This is a genomic window from Agrobacterium sp. SORGH_AS 787 (genome assembly GCF_030819035.1).
GTDB classification, from domain to species: Bacteria; Pseudomonadota; Alphaproteobacteria; order Rhizobiales; family Rhizobiaceae; genus Agrobacterium; species Agrobacterium larrymoorei_B.
Genome location: NZ_JAUTBG010000001.1, coordinates 1,373,532 through 1,391,663, shown reverse-complemented (window position 1 = coordinate 1,391,663; position 18,132 = coordinate 1,373,532). Strand labels below are relative to the sequence as shown.

The following is an 18,132-nucleotide window of genomic DNA, read 5'->3' as shown; positions in this document are numbered from 1 at the left end:
TTTCCGGCTCCAGAACGAGCCTTACGCGACATATCCGAAGGTGATGCCCGGTGCTACCGCAGTCTCGACCCAGATGCTTTTCGTCTGGGTATAGGCCATCAAAGCGTCCCTGCCGCTTGAGCGACCGTACCCGCTCTTTCCAAAGCCCCCAAACGGGGACATGACGCTGATTGTCTTGTAGCCGTTGATCCAGAATGTTCCGGCGCGCACCTGGGAGGCGACGCGATGTGCTCTTGCGACATTGTTCGTCCAGACCGCACCCGCAAGGCCATAAGGATTGTTATTGGCTAGTGCAACCGCTTCCTCTTCCGTGTCAAATGGCGTCACGCCGACAACCGGACCAAAGACCTCTTCACTGAAGAGAGTGGCACTTGGAGCCACGTTATCAAGAATGGTTGGCGCAAAATAGAAGCCACCCGTTCCTTCCAGTGACTGCGGGCGGCTGCCGCCAGCCGCCAAGGTTGCGCCCTCATTGAGGCCGAGCGTCACCATCTCTGCAATCTTGTTCCATTGACGCAGATTGTTGATGGGTCCAACCTGAGTCGTATCCTCAAATGGATTGCCAACAGGAATTCGATTGGCCGCAGAGGCATAACGTGCGACGAACTCCTCGTGGATCGAGCGCTGAACGAGGAGACGGGAACCCGCAACGCAGCTTTGGCCAGCGCCGCCGAAAATCGCCGATTGTGCCCCGAGAATGGCCCGGTCGAAATCGGCATCGTCAAACACGATGTTTGCCGACTTGCCGCCCAGTTCCAGAATGCACGGAACCACATTTTTTGCTGCTGCCGCTGCGACAAGTGATCCTGCATGAGCTGAACCGACGAAGACCACAAGCCCGGTTCGGGAATGCTTGATGGCAGCCTGTCCCGCTGTTGCGCCTTGTCCTGCGATAACATTGACGAGACCGCGCGGTGCGCCGGCACGTTCGCACAGCAGGCCGAGAATGAGAGTGCTGAGCGGTGTGAGTTCGGAAGGTTTGATCACGACGCCATTGCCTGCACAGATGGCGGGCGCTATCTGCCATCCCCCCGTAAACAAGGGCGCGTTCCAAGGGGTGATCTGAACCACGACGCCGATCGCTTCGTTGCGCGTGTAGTTCAGATGCGAGGTGGGAACGGGGATCACTTCCCCATGCAATTTATCGCACCAGCCAGCATAATACTCGAACATTTCCGCGACTTTGAGGACCTCGCCGCGGATATCGCGGATGGGTCTACCGGCGGAACGACTTTCGATTTCGGCAATGTTGGCAGCATTGTCACGAATTTGGCGCCCGATCTCGAACATGATGCGACCGCGCGCGGATGCAGTGAGCTTCGTCCATTCACGTTGCGCTGCGTCCGCCGCGTCCATCGCCGCATCGACGACCGACTGACCAGCGTCCGCAAACTCGGCAAAGGTCCGACCGGACGAGGGGTCTGTAAGGCTTAGCGTTTCACCTGAGCCATACACGATCTCACCGTTTACGAAGCTGCCGATTTCGTCGGTCTTGAAAAAGCCCGTGAAGAGTTCGCGAACGCGCGGACCCTGATCCTCTGTCATATTCATGATGTTCATTATTCTCACGACCCTATTTTGAAGATGGTTTGAAGGCGCCCATGCGGGTGAAGTCGTCACTGTCTTTCAACTCGGATTTGCTCCACAATTGGCTCACAAGTTCGGCTATGGGAAGGTCTGCCCCCGTGCTCCGCGCCAGTTCGCTCGCAAGGCGAACATCCTTGCGCATCAGGCCCATGGAAAAGCCGCTGTCAAAACGGTCGGACATGATCCAGGTGGGAAAATGCACCTCACTGATCATCGACTTTCCAGATGCCGCATTCAGCACACGCAAGGCAGCTTCCGGATCAATGCCGCTCGAAAGCGCGAGTTTGAGTGCTTCGCTCGTGGTGATCATGTGCGCTGCTGCGAGAAGATTGTTGACCAGCTTCGCAACATTCCCAGATCCGCTTGCGCCGACGTGAAGCACCTTGGCGGACATAGCCTCGATGACTGACCGGGCGAGTGCGACATCTTTTTCCGCTCCACCAATCATCATTGTCAGCTTTCCAGAAGCGGCTCCAGCCGGACCGCCGCTGACCGGTGCGTCCAGAAAACCATGATTCAGCTCCGCCAAACGACGCGCCAATTTGCGGCTGACATCCGGCTCGGAGGTGGATGTGTCGATAATGATGATGCGCGTGCCACTTCGCTGCTCGAGAATATCGATGTGTTGATCGATAACGGCTTCGACGTCTTTTGCTGTTGGGAGTGAAAAGACAAGGAAATCACTCACTTCGAATGCCGCAGCAATCGTCTCTAAAGGTCCGACCGCCGATTTGGCTGCAAGGATGCGACGCTCCTGCGAAAGGTCAAAGCCGAGGGTGCGGAAGCCTTTCGATGCCAAAGTCGTTGCCATGCCGATTCCCATACTGCCGAGGCCGATGACCCCTACAGTCGCTTGCATCCCTGCCGACATTCAAATCCCCTTTATAAGCGTTCAGCCCTGCTGATTTTGATAGGGCAAACCTCTCATCTTCATGGAAGAGCCGGTAGTCGGAACGTGGGGAACAACGCGTTGCAGCCGGAGCAACGCCTCCTTTACGCCTTGAAGGCAGCCATTGCCGAGGCGAGATGACTTGCCAGGCGATCCACAGAAGTGGGAAGTCTTCGACGGGCTTTGACGATAAGGTGCGCACTTGCCTGCGCCAATAGCGGGTCGCTCAGTTCGGCAACGCCAAGTGCCGAGCGGGAGAGTTCCGTCGCTACGGAAAAGTTTGGCAGGAACGTTACGCCGAGTTCCGCTATGACGAAGCGCCTCAACACGTCGATTGAGGGTGTCTCCACCAATGGTGCGACTGCCATCCCGCAGTCTGCGGCCACGCGAGCGACAAGCTGCGTCACCCCATGTCCTTTGCTCAGCAGCGCATAGGGGCTTTCTGCCATGCAATCCTGGAGCCTGATACTTGGACGGGCAAGCAGTGGGTGTCCGTTCGGTGCGACGAGACACAGCGGCTGTCGAGAAATGGCCAGCGACCGTAGTCGCGTATCAATGACGGGATTATAGGCGATGCCGATGTCGGAATCGCCGTTGACAACAGTGTCCAGCACATCGTCGGTGCTGCCGAGGGTCAGTGAATAGGCCACCAATGGGTAGCTCTTCACGAAGGTCTTGAGCCCGTGCTCAATCATGTCGCCGAGAAACCCTTCGCCGCAGCAAATACGGATGCGAGCCTGCTGGACACTACGCAACTGGTCGAGTTGTTCGGAGAGAAGATTTCTGTCTTCGATCACCCTTTGTGCATGCTCTAATACCAGCCGGCCAGCATCGGTCAGGCCTACGCCGCGACTGCTGCGTTCGAAAAGGGGAAGCCCGACGTTTCTCTCTGTTTCGGCGATTTGCCGGCTGACAACCGACGCGGCAACATGCAGGAGTTCTGCCGCGCTTCGGATCGAACCCGTTCGCACGACCGCGGTGAAGATCCGGAGAGCTTTGGCGTCAAGCGTTTCCATCAGCGCATATTTCGCGGCAGCGGCGATCCTGTCAATGTATTCGGCTCAAATCCTCGATAACCGTCAAGCTGACGCAAGTTGATCTTGGACCAGTGCTATCCACATGTTCGCCCCAAGAGGCAAAACATCATCGTTGAAATCGAAGAAGGGCGAATGCAGGCCCGGGTTGCTCCCGCTTTTCCTTGCGCCTAGCCAGAAGTAACAACCGCGTTTTTCCCGCAGCATGAAGGAAAAATCTTCCGCCGCCATGCTCGGATCCGCATCGACAACCTTAATGCCCGGCACTCGGGGCGCTAGGTTGCGGATGATGGCGGCGCAGGCTGGGTCGTTGGTTGTTGCCGGATAGCGGCGCAGGTAGTCAATCTCCACCACGCAGTCGAACGCGGAAGCGATTGCATTTGCAATTGCTGCTAGGCGTTTCTCTATCGTCGCGCCAACCTGCTCATCGAACCAGCGGGTCGTACCTTTGACGACGACCTCTTCCGGTATGACGTTCCACGCATCGCCGCCATGAACTTGCGTTGCCGATACGACCGCGCTTTGCAAGGGGGACACGTTACGGCTCGCGATGGTCTGGAGCGCTGAGACAATCTGCGACGCGGCCACAATCGGGTCTGCGCCCTCATGCGGCATCGCACCATGGGCACCGCGTCCCGTGACCTTGATCTCGAAGGTGGCGAATGCGGCCATCATTTCTCCATCACGCGCCACACATGTTCCGAGATCCAAGGTGGGCCAATTGTGCATGCCATAGATGCCATCCATGACGAAGTCCCGGAAAAGTCCATCCTTGACCATAGCCTTGCCGCCGCCATCATTCTCTTCAGCGGGCTGGAAGACGAAATGGACAGCGCCATTGAAGGCTTGTGAAGAAAGCGATTTCGCCGCCGCGAGAGCCATGGCGACATGACCATCGTGACCGCAGGCGTGCATTTTTCCGGCGACGCGGGATGCATATTCGACGCCACTTTTCTCCATGATAGGGAGGGCGTCTATGTCAGCGCGAATACCGATGGCCTTCGAGGATATGCCGCGTTTTAAGCTGCCCACCACGCCGGTTTTGCCATAACCGGTTTTTACCGCGTAGCCCCATTCTGCCAATCGTGCAGCGATGAAGGCGGATGTTTCCGTTTCCTCGAAGCCCAGTTCAGGATTACGGTGCAGATGACGCCGCCACTTCACGGCCTCAACAATATCCGCGTTATTGAGAAATGTCCGCACCGGCTTTCCTTCGATTAAAATGCCGGTCGCTCTCCATATGCGACCGGATTATTTTTATTGACCCGTGAGCCGCAGTGAAAGATCTGCGATCACGACCGATCCCATGAAGGTTCCAAACATCACGCAGACTGCTACGATAACGATCTTCCAACCGGACTTTCTGGCGATGTCGAACTCACCTTTGGTCAGCGCGAGGCCGCCATAAGCCAGAGCAGGCGTTGCAAGGGCCAGGAAGTTCAACACGGTGACCTTCTCGAGAACCCAGGCAGAGCCTGGGACGAATGGCAACGTCACGATAATGGCCAGAAGCGAGGTCCAGGCTACACCAGGCAGGTAGAATGGCAGGTAGCGCGCCAGAACGAGGCCTGCCACCGACACTAGATACAAGATCGCCATGCCGGGCAGTGCGACAAGCGGATTGACGCCTGTCGCGATCCAATTTGCAACAAGCCCGATGACACAGGCGATGACAAGAAGGCCCGAGTAGTTGGCGAGATTGATCCCGCGCTCATCTTCGGCGTGGATAGGAAGTTGCTCCTCAAGGGAGGAGGTTTGGACCGAGTTCATGCTCATCTTATCTCTCCTTTGACTACCCAGTTGGCCGGATCGTTCGGACGTGCCTTCTTGTAGAGCCATTCCGTCAACGGAAGAGCCACGAAAAGGCCAACATAAAGACCGGTGGCATATGTCAGGATGTTACTGGCAGCTGCGAGCGCCAGAATGACATCCTTGTTCTCCGGCAAGACAGAAACAAGTCCTCCCGTGCATGCGGCAAGCATGCTTCCCGAACCGACGCCGCACGACATGGCCAGTGCACGGTAATCGAACCAGCCGAGCGACTGAATGAGCGGCGGCACAATGGCAAAGACGAATGTGCCAATCAAAGTACCCGTCGCGTACACGCCCATGGCTCCTGCGCCTTCCGGGCTGTTGAGGCCGAAGCGATCCGCGATCACAGCCAGGTTCGGCTCGCGGTCAATCGAATAGGTCGCCCCGATCGATTCCCGACCCATTTTCAAGAGGAAAACCGCAACGGGGAAAGCAATGACGATGGTTCCCAGATTACCGAGTTCCTGAACGACGAGTGCCGGACCGGCTTCGATGATCTTGTCGATCTGGGGCCCGACAGTGGTACCGAACTTGGCGATGAACGGCATGATGGAAATAGTGATCATCGTGCCGGCCAGCTTCACAGCGTCCGGAGGAATAAGCGCTGCGGTCTTTTTCAAGATATTAGGATTGAGCGCGATGCCCAAAGCGAAAGCGTAAAGAATTGGCAGGAATACAACGGTGCCAATGCCGATTGGCAGTCTCAATATGCCGATATATTCGGAAACGATGACGATGGCCAGCACGACGCCGTGAAGCCACCATCCTTTCAAGGATGTCGTGTTCATGATTGTTGTCCCTCTGGTCAGTGCGGCGCTCGCTTCTTTTGCTTTTGTCAGCCGTCTGAAGGAATTATGACTGCGGCTGACGCTATTGGAAGCCCGAAGAAGTGCAACGTCGTGTTGCAAGGCCAGCAACACGACGATCACCAGCCTTGGTCGCAGGTCGCCCAGGATTGCGCTGGTCCAGCGACGTCAACACGCACAAACACTTTCAAAACCGGATGCTCTAAGATCGGCGTCATCCGTTCCCAGCTCTTAGGTATTTGGTTTCAGCATGTCATGTCATGGCTTGGGGTTCGTCTATGACGGGGCGTCCTATTGGGCGCGCGAAGGACGCTTTACCCCTTGGAAACTACACATCGTGCCTTAGACCCGAATCTGGGACATCGCTAAGGCAATTCAGTCTCGCGAAAAACCAAGCTCGGCAAGGCGCTTCTGCGCGGTCGGCGGCATGGGAAGGTCAGGATTGTTGAGCGCAGTCTCGATCAGGAGTTCGTCGCTTGCCTTCTCCGTGACTTCGATCAGCGTCTTGAAGAAGGTATCAGGATCGAGTCCCGGCTGGATAGGCGGCAGGATGCGGACCTTGAAGTGGCCCGGATAGCGCATGGTGGAGCGGCGCGGCCAGAAGAGGCCGGGATGCATCGCGACCGGCACCACCGGCACTTTGAGATCGCGATAGAGCCGCGCGATTCCGTAGCGATACTCAGGCTCCGCCCCTGGCGGACGTCGTGTTCCTTCCGGATAAATGATCAACTCGCGACCCTTGGCCATCTCCTCCTTGGCGCGGTCCATGACCTTCAACATGGCCTTGCCACGTGCAGCACGATTGACGGGGATCATCCGCTGCTTGGCGACATACCAGCCAAAGAGCGGGATCCACATCAGCTCGCGCTTCAAGATATAGACCGGGTCTTTCAGATCGGGCAGCAGCGCGTAGGTGTCCCAAAAAGATTGGTGCTTCGGCGCGAAGATACATCCGGTTGCCGGAATGTTTTCCAGTCCCTCCACCTCGAAAGTCGTTCCGACAATCGTCTTCATGAGCCAGTGGTTGGAACGCGCCCAGTTCTTCGGAATCTCATAGGCAAGTTTGCGTGGCACGAGGAAATAGATCGGCGTCAGCACGATCATGCGCAGGATGAGATTGAGATAGAAGAAGGTGTTGAACAGAACCGAACGTAGTCTGAGCATGTGTCTGGTATCTCCGGGCGCTTGAGCCGAAGACGGGTGCCTCTTCACGCCAGCGCAGATGGGCAACGCCTACACGATACGGGGGCCATGCAGCAAGACCTATCCGCCGAGAAGGAGGCCTGACGAGACGGGCAAGATGTTTTTGAGTGACCGCTCAGACCCCGGCGCGATCTTCCAAACCCGCGTCTTACGCGACGAGTATTGGTCTCGTCGCAAGGGATGCCGCAACACCGCTTCACGCTTTTGCGCGACAGGCTTTAGTCCCTCAGGCCGTTGCCCTTGCCGATCCCTGTCAGGTCGCGGAGAGCGGCGACGACGAATTTCGCGTATTCATACATCATGGTGCGCAACACGTCGGGATTGGCAAACCAGTTGGTGCGGCTCAAATCGGAGTTGATGACCGGATAGGCGATGAATTCCGTATTGGGGCTGGCGCTTCTAAGCTCATGCAGGCTTCGATGCATATGGTAGTTGTTGGTCACGACGACGATCGAGGTATAGCCCTTGTCGCGGATCCAGCCTGCCGCCTCATTGGCGTTACCGATCGTGTCGATCGCCTTGTAACCCATATCGACACAGCAGGCGAAGAGATCGGGCGAACTCTGCGTCATCTTCCGGATCTGTGCGCGTGTCGTGGATGGGTTGACGCCGGAAATCAGAAGCCGCTTGCCGACCTTATCGCGCAACAATCCGACCGCCTGGTCGATCCGCTGATACCCCCCGGTCAGGACGATAATGGCATCGGCTCTTGCGCCTTCCGGTGGGCGCATGGTTGCAACGGAATCGGCAAACCAAAGAAATCCGCCGAAGACGGCACCGGCGGTCACAACAAAAATGAGGATGGCGACGCGGATGAAGCGGCGCAAGGGCCCGCGTCGCGAGAACAATCGGTTCCGCGGCGAATCAGCCATATGATCGTGCCGGTCTATGCGACTCATTGCCATGAGTTACCATAAGCAGGGACTATGGCAAGGAACAGGCGGTTGTGCCCGGCCCTCAACCACCAAACCTGCTTACAAGCCATCGCTCTTCGACGGGTCTGAACGGATACGGTCGATCTCGTCGATGGTACGGATCACCGTCATGCGCGCCGTGATCGTCGTCAGCAGGGAAATGATGATCATGGTCGCGAGAATACCGAGATAGCCGTCGATGCCGACCGAGAAGGAGCCGAACAAGGCGGTGGCCTGATCGCTTTGCGGTGTTGCAAGGGAGCGCGACTGCCAGAAGCCGGCGGCAACAAAGACGAGCGCGGCAACAGCACTGCCCGCCCCCGATCCCTTGAGGCTGATCTTTAAAAAGTGCTTCTGGAATTCGCGTGCGACGAATCCGCTTTCGGCACCGACGAAATGCAGCACCTCGACAATGTGCCGGTTGCCGGACAGTGCCCCGCGCGTGGCAAAGATCACCGTCAGCACCATGGCGGTGAAGACCAGCACCAGCACGCCCACACCGATCATCACTGTCGTATGCGCCATGGAGACCAGACGATCCACCCAGGTGCGGTGGTCGTCGAGAAAGGCCTGTGGGATTTCGGTCTTCAGCATTGCCCGCATGGCTTCGAAGTCCGGCGGGTTGTTTTCATCGATGGTGATAATCACGAGACGCGGGACCGGCAGCTCAGACAGATCGAGCCCGGAGCCCAGCCATGGCTCCAAGAGGCGGCTTGTCGCGGCATCGTCCATGATCGTGCCTTCGCGGGTGCCGACAAAACCCAGCGCCAGATTGCGGGCCTTGTTGAGCGCCGCATTCATATCGAGGCCGTCTTCGGGTTTGATCTGAATGGTGATCTCACGCGAAATCTGGCTCTGCCAACTAGCGGCAGTCGCGCGCACCATGCTGACGGCACCGAGCGTCAGACAGGCGAGAAACGCCATGATGGCAATAACGACGATCAGCGCATTGCCCTGAATATTGGAGGGCGGCAGGATCGGCGCCATCGGGCGGATGCGCATCTGCGGTGCGCCCTGCTGCGGCGCTCTCGGCTTCAGCGTCTTGCGGTTCATCTCATTCATAAATGTCGAGCCGCCCTTCGGTCAAAATCATCCGGCGTGCATCCACCTGATCCATCAAGCCAAAATCATGGGTGGCGATGACGACGGCGGTGCCCAGACGGTTGAGTTCCAGAAAGAGATTGAGCAGCCTCTTCGCCATGGGCGGATCGACGTTACCAGTCGGCTCATCGGCCAAGAGGATTTCCGGCTGGTCCATCAGCGCGCGTGCGATTGCGGCGCGCTGCTTTTCCCCGCCCGAAAGAATGGCGGGAAGAACGTTGACGCGCTCTCCAAGCCCGACCCACTTCAAAAGCTCGATCACATCGTTGCGATAGGCGCTTTCTTCCTTACCGCGAACGCGCAAAGGCAAGGCGACGTTCTCATAGGTGGTCAGATGATCGAGCAGACGAAAATCCTGAAACACGATGCCGACGCGCCGGCGCAGCATTGGAAGCTCGCTTCGCGGGATGCGTGAGATATCGCGGTTAAACATGCGGATATGGCCGCGGGTCGGCTGCAGCGACATCAGCAGCAAGCGCAGAAGCGTCGTCTTGCCCGCACCGGACGGACCGGTCAGGAACTGGAAGGACCCTTTGGGAATATCGAAGGTCATGTCCCTGAGAATTTCCGGGCCCATACCGTAACGCAGCCCGACATTTTCGAAATGGATCAACGCTTTTCCAGTCTCTTTCTTTTCCGGTCCGCTTGAGCGTCTTCGAATCTCCGCCCCATCGCTTCTTGCCCGCGAGTGGCGGGAAACGCGGCTCGAAGCAAGCGATCTTTGCGAAGCGTTAACCAATTAAATTTACGACTGGTCAAGATTCCTTTCAATGCCCAGGGTGAACTTGGGCTGAAAAACTGACCAAGGGACTTCATGGCTATGTTCCGTCCATTTCGCAAACAAACGGCACATGATTACGACCTTTTGATGCCAGATACGCCTGTACGGCCGAAGACAAGAGCCGCTATGCGACCGGAAACGATCGACGCCGACTTCGTGACCGTAAAGGAAACGGTCTATCGTGACTACGGAAACGACAATCGACGCAAGGCTTATCAACAAGGCAAGCACAGAACTGTCGGTGCGCTCGAGACGTTTGAAGCGATGATCGCTTGGGTCGACCGTAAGCTCTCCTCGCTTTCGGTCGATGGCTATTCGGCCGTTGTCGCAGCCGCAGCCGTTGGCATGTTTTTCATGTCCGGTGGCTTTTCCGTGCTTCCAACGAACACACAGGCCGTTGCAGCGGCACCGGACCCACTCGCCATCACCCATATCAGCATCACCCCGCAGGATGCAGGTGGCATGGAAGTTCTGGTGATCAACGGGATTGTCGACAACATGACCGACAACATCCAGGAGGTCCCCTCCATCCGCGCCGATCTCTTCGCCGCGAAGGGAGAGAAGGTCGCAAGCATGCTGATCGAGCCACCCGTCCCCGAAATTGGACCGGGCCAGAGCCACGGCTTCTCGGCAAAACTGCGCCATCCCGGTGGAAAAACGCCGGAAATCAAGCTTTCCTTTATCGAAACGGATGCTTCCGCCCGCTGACTGTGCTACCGCAACCCCTTCATTCCATCCGCCGGCAGTATCTGTCTGTCTGCGGAGCAATGCAGGAGATACCATGCCCGTCGTTCGTGGAAAAAACATCGAGCCGCTTTACACAGCCGACCAGATCGCCGAGCGCAACCGCGATATGGCAAAGCATATCGCCCAGGGTCCGACGAAGGATCTGCTGGTCATTGCGGTGTTGAAGGGCTCCTTCATTTTTGCTGCCGACCTCATCCGCGCCCTGCACGATAGTGGACTTGCACCGGAAGTCGAGTTCATCACGCTCTCCAGCTATGGCACCGGCACCGTTTCGCAAGGCGTGAAGATCGTCAAGGATATCGATAGCGACGTAAAGGATCGCGACGTTCTTCTGATCGACGATATCCTCGAATCCGGTCGTACCCTGCGTTTCGCCAAGGAACTGCTCTACGAGCGTGGCGCCCGCAACGTTTCCATTGCCGTGCTGCTGGACAAGAAGGTCAAGCGCAAGGAAGATCTGGAAGCAGACTTCGTCGGCTTCGAATGCCCGGATTACTTCGTTGTCGGCTACGGCATGGATGTGGCCTATGCCTTCCGCGAATTGCCTTTCGTGGGCGTCGTCACTGGCGATGCGGAATAATCTGTTTTCTCAAAAATCGGTCATAACCAAAAAGGGCTCCCGAAGGAGCCCTTAATCAATTTAGGCAGCGTCTGCCACGCCATCATGCGACGCGTTGGGCTTGACCTTGAACAGCAGCCTGTCGGTGCCGGCAGTCACCTTGACGGTGGAACCATCCGGAACCTCGCCACCCAGGATCATCTCCGCCAGCCTGTCCTGAACGGATTTCTGGATGACACGCTTCAGTGGGCGTGCACCATAGGCAGGGTCGTAACCCTTGTTGGCAAGCCAGGTCCGTGCATCCTCATCCAGTTCGAGCGTGATCTTGCGATCGCTGAGCAGCGAAACGAGGCGGCGAAGCTGGATATCGACAATCGCACCCATCTCATCGCGATGCAGGCGATGGAAGAGGATGATGTCGTCGATACGGTTCAGGAACTCGGGTCGGAAATGACCACGCACGCGCTCCATCACCATTTCACGGACCGAGTCGACATTGTCGCTGTCGCCCATCTGCGTCAGGAACTCTGAACCGAGGTTCGAGGTCATGATAATGATGGTGTTCTTGAAATCGACAGTGCGGCCCTGGCCATCGGTCAGACGGCCGTCATCCAGCACCTGCAACAGGACGTTGAAGACGTCCGGATGCGCCTTTTCGATTTCGTCGAACAGCACAACCTGGTACGGACGGCGGCGAACCGCTTCCGTCAGCGCACCACCCTCTTCATAGCCGACGTAGCCCGGAGGCGCACCGATCAGCCGGGCAACGGAGTGCTTCTCCATATATTCCGACATGTCGAGGCGAACCATCGCGGTTTCGTCGTCGAAGAGAAAGCGAGCGAGCGCCTTTGTCAGCTCCGTCTTACCCACGCCCGTCGGGCCGAGGAAGATGAAGGAGCCGATCGGCCGGTTCGGGTCTTGCAGACCGGCACGCGCACGGCGTACCGCCCTGGATACGGCCTGAACCGCTTCACCCTGGCCCACCACGGACTTGCTGAGTTCGTCTTCCATGCGCAGCAGCTTCTCGCGCTGACCTTCCAGCATCTTGTCGACGGGAATACCCGTCCAGCGGGAGACGACCTGGGCGATGTTGTCCGCCGTCACCACTTCCTGCACCATGGAGGCGGCACCGTTGCTGTCGCGCTCTTCCGCCGCAGCCAGTTCCTTTTCCAGGCCTGGAATGATGCCGTAGGTCAACTCACCAGCGCGCTGGAACTGACCGTTGCGCTGGGCAATCGCCAATTCGTTGCGTGCTTCTTCAAGCTGCTTCTTCAGATCCGCGGCATGGCCAAGCTTCTGCTTTTCCGCCTGCCAACGGGCCGTCAGGGCATCCGCCTTTTCTTCCGTATCGGTCAGCTCATCTTCGAGCCTCTTCAGCCGGTCAGCCGAAGATGCATCCGTCTCCTGCTTCAAGGCTTCGCGCTCGATCTTGAGCTGGATGATGCGACGATCCAGTTCGTCCAGCTCTTCCGGCTTGGAATCCACCTGCATGCGCAGGCGCGATGCGGCTTCGTCCATCAGGTCGATGGCCTTGTCCGGCAGGAAGCGATCGGTGATGTAGCGGTTCGAAAGGGTCGCAGCCGCAACCAGGGCCGAATCCGAGATACGGACCTTGTGGTGCTGCTCGTATTTTTCTTTCAGACCGCGCAGGATCGAGATCGTGTCCTCGACCGTCGGCTCATCAACCAGAACTGGCTGGAAGCGACGGGCAAGGGCTGGGTCCTTTTCGACATGCTTGCGGTACTCATCGAGCGTGGTGGCGCCAACGCAGTGCAGCTCGCCGCGTGCCAGGGCAGGCTTCAGGAGGTTGGACGCATCCATGGCGCCATCTGCCTTACCGGCTCCGACCAGCGTATGCATTTCGTCGATGAAGAGAATGATGCCACCGGCTTCGGCTTGCACCTCGTTCAGCACAGCCTTCAGACGCTCTTCGAACTCACCGCGATACTTCGCACCGGCAATGAGCGCACCCATATCGAGCGCCATAAGCTTCTTGTCTTTCAAGCTTTCCGGCACGTCGCCATTGATGATGCGCAACGCCAAGCCTTCGGCGATCGCCGTTTTACCGACGCCCGGTTCGCCGATGAGCACGGGGTTGTTCTTCGTGCGGCGCGACAGAACCTGGATCGTCCGGCGAATTTCGTCATCGCGGCCGATCACCGGGTCGAGCTTGCCTTCGCGCGCTTCCGCCGTCAGGTCGCGAGCAAACTTCTTCAGAGCATCGAAGCCCTGTTCGGCATTGGCGCTATCGGCGGTGCGGCCCTTGCGGATATCGTTGATCGCCTGATTGAGAGCCTGCGCCGTCACACCTGCCTTTTTGAGCGATGCGGATGTCGACGCGGATGTCTCGATAGCAAGTGCCTGAAGCAGCCGCTCGACGGTTACGAAACTGTCGCCTGCTTTTTTCGACAGGTCTTCAGCAGTCGCAAAGACCTTGGCAAGCGGTGCCGTCAGCGAAAGACCGCCGCTGCCACCGGAAACCTTGGGCAGTTTCGCGAGGGCCGCATCATTGGCAAGCCTTGCTTCCTTGGGATCGCCGCCAGCGCGTTCGATGAGTGAGGACGCCATTCCCTGGTCGTCGTCCAACAACGCCTTCAGCACATGCTCGGCCGAGAATTGCTGGTGGTTTTGCGCCAGCGCATAGGTCTGGGCGGATTGAAGAAATCCACGTACCCGCTCTGAGTATTTTTCAATGTTCATATCATAACCTCCTTTGCCGGCCTGCCCGCCTTCGGCACAGATCGGCACATTGGGATTGGAGCCCCCGGAAGCGGCAGACCCCTCTTCGGCATCTCACATGATAGATTTGCAAATGCCGCGTAGCCTTGGCGCGTTTGACCGCCGCGGCTTACCTAGTAAGGATATGGGGGGTGTTTTACGCCTTTAAAGAGCATGCGGTAGCGATGCATGCAAAATTCTGCGGCCCGTTTTCAAAGCAACGGCAAAAGCCGCAGAAGCGACAGGTTAGCAAACCCGTCGCGAATGGCGTCAGGCCGCGAGAGCGCGGGCCACGGCAAGGCGGATGTCCGGCAATGCGAAGGGCTTGGGAACGACATCGATGATCTTGGTGACAAGGTCGTCCGCACGCTCACGCTGCTCGGCATAGCCCGTCATCAGCAGGATTTTGAGGTTGGGATATTGCGTCGAGGCACGATGCGCCAGTTCGATCCCGTCCATCACCGGCATGCGGATATCGGACAGGAGAAGATCGAAATCCTGTTCGCTCAGTTTTTCGAACCCCTGCTCGCCATCGGCGGCCTCGTGGGTTTCGTGTCCATCCAGGCGAAGCGCCCGGGCGACAAACGTACGCAGAGCGTCTTCGTCTTCGGTAATGAGAATTCTGGCCATCTTCCATTGCTCCTGGTATTCATTCCAGCGAGCCCAAACTCGGTCATTTCCCTTTGCAATAGGTAAATGACGGCGAGGCCACCGGTGGCATGGTTAACAACCCATGCCACATTTGCGTTCCACCCCATCCATGGCAGACCCGATAACCGATGAGTGAAGACTTGGCAGCAAGAGCTGCGCACAGCGCCGCAATGCGAGAACGCGCCGAAAGGGATATGGCGCGCATGGGTGTCGATGCGGCCTTTATTTCCAAACTGGTCGAGACTTTCTACGAGCGTGTCCGTAAGCATGACACGCTTGGGCCTGTCTTCGACAACCGGCTTTCAGGCCGCTGGCCGGAACACATGAAAAAGATGAAGAGCTTCTGGTCTTCCGTTGCATTCAAGACTGGCGCCTACGGCGGAAAGCCGGTCCAGGCGCATATGGGTGTCGGCGGCATGAGCGCCGATCTCTTTCCCCAATGGCTGACCTTGTTTTCCCAAACGCTGGATGAGATCGCGCCGACGAAGGAAGCGCGTGACTGGTTCATGCAAACCGCGGAGCGCATCGCCAGAAGCCTGACGCTCTCCCTCTTCTACAACCCTGCCTTTGACGATCCGGCGCTTAAAGCCTGACCGGGTTGCCGATCTCAACTTGAGGTTACTCAAGGCTGGCCGAAATATCACCACTATTGTCTTGAAGGCTGCAATCGGACGTGGTTATTACATTGGCGGGAGGCGTACCAAGCGGTTCGCCGAAGCTTCAGTCAAGGCAATCAGTGATGGATCGCAGATCGTTTATCAGAAACGCAGGCGCCGCAGGCGCAGGCGTAACAGCAGCAGCACTCGCAGCACCGGCTATCGCGCAGGAAAACCCGCAGATCACATGGCGTATGACCTCCTCCTTTACCAAGGGGCTGGATATTCTCTTTGGCGCAGGTCAGCTGGTTGCCGATCATGTGAAGGAAGCTTCGGGCGGTAACTTCGTCATCCAGCATTTCGCCGGCGGCGAAATCGTCCCGGCCCTCCAGGCGGCAGATGCAGTCAGCGCCGGAACGGTCGAGATGGCCCACACCTGCTCCTATTACTATGTCGGCAAAGATCCGACTTTCGCGCTCGGAACTGCCATTCCCTTCGGCCTCAATGCGCGCCAGACCAATGCCTGGTTCAATCAGGCTGGCGGCAACGATCTGCTGAACGCTTTTTTTGCCAAGCACAACATCTATTCCATCCTGCTCGGCAATACGGGCGCGCAGATGGGCGGCTGGTTCCGCAAGGAAATCAACACCATCGATGACCTCAAAGGCTTGAAGATGCGCATCGCCGGACTTGCCGGCCAGGTCATGCAGAAGGTCGGCGTCACTCCCCAGCAGATCGCTGGCGGTGACGTCTATGCCGCTCTTGAAAAGGGCACGATCGACGCAACGGAGTTCGTCGGCCCCTATGACGACCAGAAGCTCGGCTTCTACAAGGTCGCCAAATATTACTACTACCCCGCTTGGTGGGAGGGCGGCCCCGCCGTTCACGCCTTCATCAATCTGGAGAAGTATAACGGCCTGCCGGAAAACTATAAGCGCATCCTGAAAGACGCCTGCGCCGCCGGAAACGCCTATATGCTGGAACGCTACGACGCGCAGAACCCGAAGGCCCTCAAGGAACTCGTGGCACAAGGCGCAATCCTTCGCCCCTTCAGCCAGGAAATCCTCGACGTCTGCCATAAGGCCGCAGTCGAAACCTATGCCGGCATTTCTTCGGTGAACCCAGACTTCAAAACCATTTACGAAAGCCAGCAGGCCTTTAAGAAAGATGCCTATCTCTGGGCACAGATCGCCGAATACACCTACGACACCTACATGATGATCCAGCAGCGCAACGGCACACTCTAAGCATCGTCTAGGCACCCAACGTAAAGCCATCCGTCGAGTACGGATGGCTTCAGACTGCTGACAAACCCCTGGCGTGAGTTGAGGGTTTATGATTCATTGGGACATGTTGAAGAAACCTGCTCCTGAACAGACCGCTCTCGAGATGGTGACGCTCGATAGCTTGGTCCCGAAGGATCACCTGCTTCGCAAGATCGACGCGGTGATCGACTTCTCATTTATCCATGATCGTGTTGCAGGCCTCTACTGCGCCGACAACGGTCGTCCACCGCTCGACCCGACCTTGATGTTCAAGGCGCTGTTCATCGGCTACCTGTTCGGTGTGCGCTCGGAACGGCAGTTGGTACGCGAGATCGAGGTGAATGTCGCTTATCGCTGGTTCTTGGCGCTGAAGCTGACGGACCCCGTCTTCGACGCCTCGACGCTATCGCAAAACCGTCGCCGTCGCTTTAACGACACATCCGTTGCCCAGGACATCTTTGATGCGATCGTAGAGCAGGCGATCGGGCACGGTCTGGTGGACGGGACTGTGCTCTATACGGATTCCACCCACCTGAAGGCCAATGCCAACAAGGGCAAATACGATCTGGCCCTGCTTCAGAAATCGCGTGCCGATTACTGGGCCGATCTCGATCGGGCGATCGAAGCGGAGCGCATGTCCCATGGACAGAAGCCGTTGAAGGCGAAAGAGCGCGAGCCGGAGGTGAAGGAGACGAAGGTCAGTCGTACCGATCCAGATAGCGGTTACATGGTGCGTGACGGCAAGCCTAAGGGCTTCTTCTATCTCGATCACCGCACGGTTGACGGGCACCATGCGATCATCACCGACACGCATGTGACGCCGGCCAATGTGCACGACAGTATCGTCTACTTGGAGCGTCTCGATCGACAGCGCCAACGCTTCGACTTCCATGTCGGCGCGGTTGGGCTGGACGCTGGCTATGCCACGCCAGGCATTGCCAGGGGGCTGGAGGACAGAGAGATACTCGGCGTGACCGGCTATCGCAACCCGACGCCACCCAGAGACGGGATGATGCGCAAGTCGACGTTCGTCTACGAGACAGAGACCGATGGCTATCGCTGCCCGCAAGGACAATTGCTCACCTATGCCACCACCGACCGCAGCGGTTACAAGCACTATCGCTCAGACCCATCCATCTGCCGTGACTGTCCGCTTCTGGCATCATGCACAGCAAGCGCCAGGTCAGAACGCACCATCACCCGCCATGTCTGGCAAGATGCGCGTGAGCGAACCGACGCTCAGCGAAAGACGGCACGGGGCAAGGCGATCTACAAGCGGCGCAAGGAAACGGTGGAGCGATCCTTTGCTGATGCCAAACAGCTTCACGGGCACCGCTATGCCCGCTTCCGCGGCCTGACCAAGGTCAGATGGCAGTGCCTCATCGCCGCGGCTGCACAAAACATCAAGAAGATCGCAATGGCGGTAACGAAAACACCCAAACCTGCCTGGGGATGACGAGATCAGCCTA

At 57.7% G+C, this 18,132-nt stretch carries 17 protein-coding genes; 5 read left to right on the top strand and 12 right to left on the bottom strand.

Annotation, left to right across the window (positions count from 1 at the left end; genetic code table 11):
• Positions 1–21: 21 nt before the first annotated feature.
• From QE435_RS06100 to ftsE, 10 genes are all read right to left on the bottom strand, one after another.
• On the bottom strand, positions 22–1,560 hold the full coding sequence (locus tag QE435_RS06100) for an aldehyde dehydrogenase family protein (protein WP_349040617.1): 1,539 nt from the start codon (positions 1,558–1,560) through the stop codon (positions 22–24).
• A gap of 13 nt (positions 1,561–1,573) precedes the next feature.
• A complete protein-coding gene (locus QE435_RS06095; RefSeq protein WP_349040616.1) occupies positions 1,574–2,458 on the bottom strand; it encodes an NAD(P)-dependent oxidoreductase in 885 nt (294 codons plus the stop codon).
• 122 nt (positions 2,459–2,580) lie between these two features.
• Entirely contained in the window at positions 2,581–3,492 is a 912-nt protein-coding gene (locus tag QE435_RS06090; protein WP_349040615.1) for a LysR family transcriptional regulator, read from the bottom strand.
• A gap of 63 nt (positions 3,493–3,555) precedes the next feature.
• Positions 3,556–4,713, bottom strand: a complete 1,158-nt coding sequence (locus QE435_RS06085) for a M20 aminoacylase family protein (RefSeq protein ID WP_349040614.1) — start codon at positions 4,711–4,713, stop codon at positions 3,556–3,558.
• Positions 4,714–4,767: 54 nt separating this feature from the next.
• Positions 4,768–5,286 (bottom strand): hypothetical protein, encoded by a 519-nt coding sequence (locus QE435_RS06080; RefSeq protein WP_349040613.1) that lies wholly within the window; start codon positions 5,284–5,286, stop codon positions 4,768–4,770.
• Positions 5,283–6,110 carry a DUF3100 domain-containing protein gene (locus tag QE435_RS06075; RefSeq protein WP_349040612.1) on the bottom strand — a complete coding sequence of 276 codons (828 nt, stop codon included), beginning with the start codon at positions 6,108–6,110 and terminating at the stop codon, positions 5,283–5,285. The genes QE435_RS06080 and QE435_RS06075 overlap by 4 nt, the downstream gene beginning before the upstream one ends.
• A 393-nt stretch (positions 6,111–6,503) precedes the next feature.
• Positions 6,504–7,292 carry a 1-acyl-sn-glycerol-3-phosphate acyltransferase gene (locus QE435_RS06070; RefSeq protein ID WP_349040611.1) on the bottom strand — a complete coding sequence of 263 codons (789 nt, stop codon included), beginning with the start codon at positions 7,290–7,292 and terminating at the stop codon, positions 6,504–6,506.
• Between the two features lie 257 nt (positions 7,293–7,549).
• Positions 7,550–8,203 (bottom strand): YdcF family protein, encoded by a 654-nt coding sequence (locus QE435_RS06065; RefSeq protein WP_306928645.1) that lies wholly within the window; start codon positions 8,201–8,203, stop codon positions 7,550–7,552.
• 102 nt (positions 8,204–8,305) lie between these two features.
• Positions 8,306–9,307 (bottom strand): ABC transporter permease, encoded by a 1,002-nt coding sequence (locus QE435_RS06060; protein WP_306928647.1) that lies wholly within the window; start codon positions 9,305–9,307, stop codon positions 8,306–8,308.
• Complete coding sequence (ftsE, locus tag QE435_RS06055) at positions 9,300–9,959, bottom strand: cell division ATP-binding protein FtsE (RefSeq protein WP_062427619.1); 660 nt, start codon at positions 9,957–9,959, stop codon at positions 9,300–9,302. Before ftsE ends, QE435_RS06060 begins: the two co-directional genes overlap by 8 nt.
• 207 nt (positions 9,960–10,166) lie before the next feature.
• On the opposite strand from ftsE, the gene QE435_RS06050 reads away from it, so the two are divergent.
• Both QE435_RS06050 and hpt read left to right on the top strand, forming a co-directional pair.
• A complete protein-coding gene (locus tag QE435_RS06050) occupies positions 10,167–10,835 on the top strand; it encodes a hypothetical protein (protein WP_349041139.1) in 669 nt (222 codons plus the stop codon).
• Positions 10,836–10,908: 73 nt separating this feature from the next.
• The gene (gene hpt / locus QE435_RS06045) at positions 10,909–11,454 is read left to right on the top strand and encodes a hypoxanthine phosphoribosyltransferase (RefSeq protein WP_309770027.1); all 546 of its coding nucleotides are present in this window, start codon (positions 10,909–10,911) and stop codon (positions 11,452–11,454) included.
• Between the two features lie 60 nt (positions 11,455–11,514).
• Here the strand turns inward: hpt and clpB are convergent, their stop codons facing one another.
• Positions 11,515–14,133: an ATP-dependent chaperone ClpB gene (gene clpB / locus QE435_RS06040; protein ID WP_306928655.1), complete on the bottom strand. Its 2,619-nt coding sequence runs from the start codon at positions 14,131–14,133 to the stop codon at positions 11,515–11,517.
• A 288-nt stretch (positions 14,134–14,421) separates the two neighbouring features.
• Entirely contained in the window at positions 14,422–14,781 is a 360-nt protein-coding gene (locus tag QE435_RS06035) for a response regulator (RefSeq protein ID WP_062427616.1), read from the bottom strand.
• 149 nt (positions 14,782–14,930) lie between these two features.
• Here QE435_RS06035 and QE435_RS06030 point away from each other — a divergent pair, with 149 nt between their 5' ends.
• The 3 genes from QE435_RS06030 (at position 14,931) to QE435_RS06020 (ending at position 18,119) form a co-directional block, all read left to right on the top strand.
• Positions 14,931–15,395, top strand: a complete 465-nt coding sequence (locus tag QE435_RS06030) for a truncated hemoglobin (protein WP_349040610.1) — start codon at positions 14,931–14,933, stop codon at positions 15,393–15,395.
• Positions 15,396–15,541: 146 nt separating this feature from the next.
• A complete protein-coding gene (locus QE435_RS06025; RefSeq protein ID WP_062427614.1) occupies positions 15,542–16,645 on the top strand; it encodes a TRAP transporter substrate-binding protein in 1,104 nt (367 codons plus the stop codon).
• A gap of 103 nt (positions 16,646–16,748) precedes the next feature.
• On the top strand, positions 16,749–18,119 hold the full coding sequence (locus QE435_RS06020; protein ID WP_349040609.1) for an IS1182 family transposase: 1,371 nt from the start codon (positions 16,749–16,751) through the stop codon (positions 18,117–18,119).
• The last annotated feature ends 13 nt before the right edge of the window (positions 18,120–18,132 follow it).

Bases quoted from the DNA above. Each gene is read 5' to 3' on its own strand.
- QE435_RS06100 (WP_349040617.1), bottom strand. From the start codon at position 1,560: ATGAACATCATGAATATGACAGAGGATCAGGGTCCGCGCGTTCGCGAA.
- QE435_RS06095 (WP_349040616.1), bottom strand. From the start codon at position 2,458: ATGTCGGCAGGGATGCAAGCGACTGTAGGGGTCATCGGCCTCGGCAGT.
- QE435_RS06090 (WP_349040615.1), bottom strand. From the start codon at position 3,492: ATGGAAACGCTTGACGCCAAAGCTCTCCGGATCTTCACCGCGGTCGTG.
- QE435_RS06080 (WP_349040613.1), bottom strand. From the start codon at position 5,286: ATGAGCATGAACTCGGTCCAAACCTCCTCCCTTGAGGAGCAACTTCCT.
- QE435_RS06075 (WP_349040612.1), bottom strand. From the start codon at position 6,110: ATGAACACGACATCCTTGAAAGGATGGTGGCTTCACGGCGTCGTGCTG.
- QE435_RS06070 (WP_349040611.1), bottom strand. From the start codon at position 7,292: ATGCTCAGACTACGTTCGGTTCTGTTCAACACCTTCTTCTATCTCAAT.
- QE435_RS06065 (WP_306928645.1), bottom strand. From the start codon at position 8,203: ATGGCTGATTCGCCGCGGAACCGATTGTTCTCGCGACGCGGGCCCTTG.
- QE435_RS06060 (WP_306928647.1), bottom strand. From the start codon at position 9,307: ATGAATGAGATGAACCGCAAGACGCTGAAGCCGAGAGCGCCGCAGCAG.
- QE435_RS06050 (WP_349041139.1), top strand. From the start codon at position 10,167: ATGTTCCGTCCATTTCGCAAACAAACGGCACATGATTACGACCTTTTG.
- hpt (WP_309770027.1), top strand. From the start codon at position 10,909: ATGCCCGTCGTTCGTGGAAAAAACATCGAGCCGCTTTACACAGCCGAC.
- clpB (WP_306928655.1), bottom strand. From the start codon at position 14,133: ATGAACATTGAAAAATACTCAGAGCGGGTACGTGGATTTCTTCAATCC.
- QE435_RS06035 (WP_062427616.1), bottom strand. From the start codon at position 14,781: ATGGCCAGAATTCTCATTACCGAAGACGAAGACGCTCTGCGTACGTTT.
- QE435_RS06030 (WP_349040610.1), top strand. From the start codon at position 14,931: ATGAGTGAAGACTTGGCAGCAAGAGCTGCGCACAGCGCCGCAATGCGA.
- QE435_RS06025 (WP_062427614.1), top strand. From the start codon at position 15,542: ATGGATCGCAGATCGTTTATCAGAAACGCAGGCGCCGCAGGCGCAGGC.
- QE435_RS06020 (WP_349040609.1), top strand. From the start codon at position 16,749: ATGTTGAAGAAACCTGCTCCTGAACAGACCGCTCTCGAGATGGTGACG.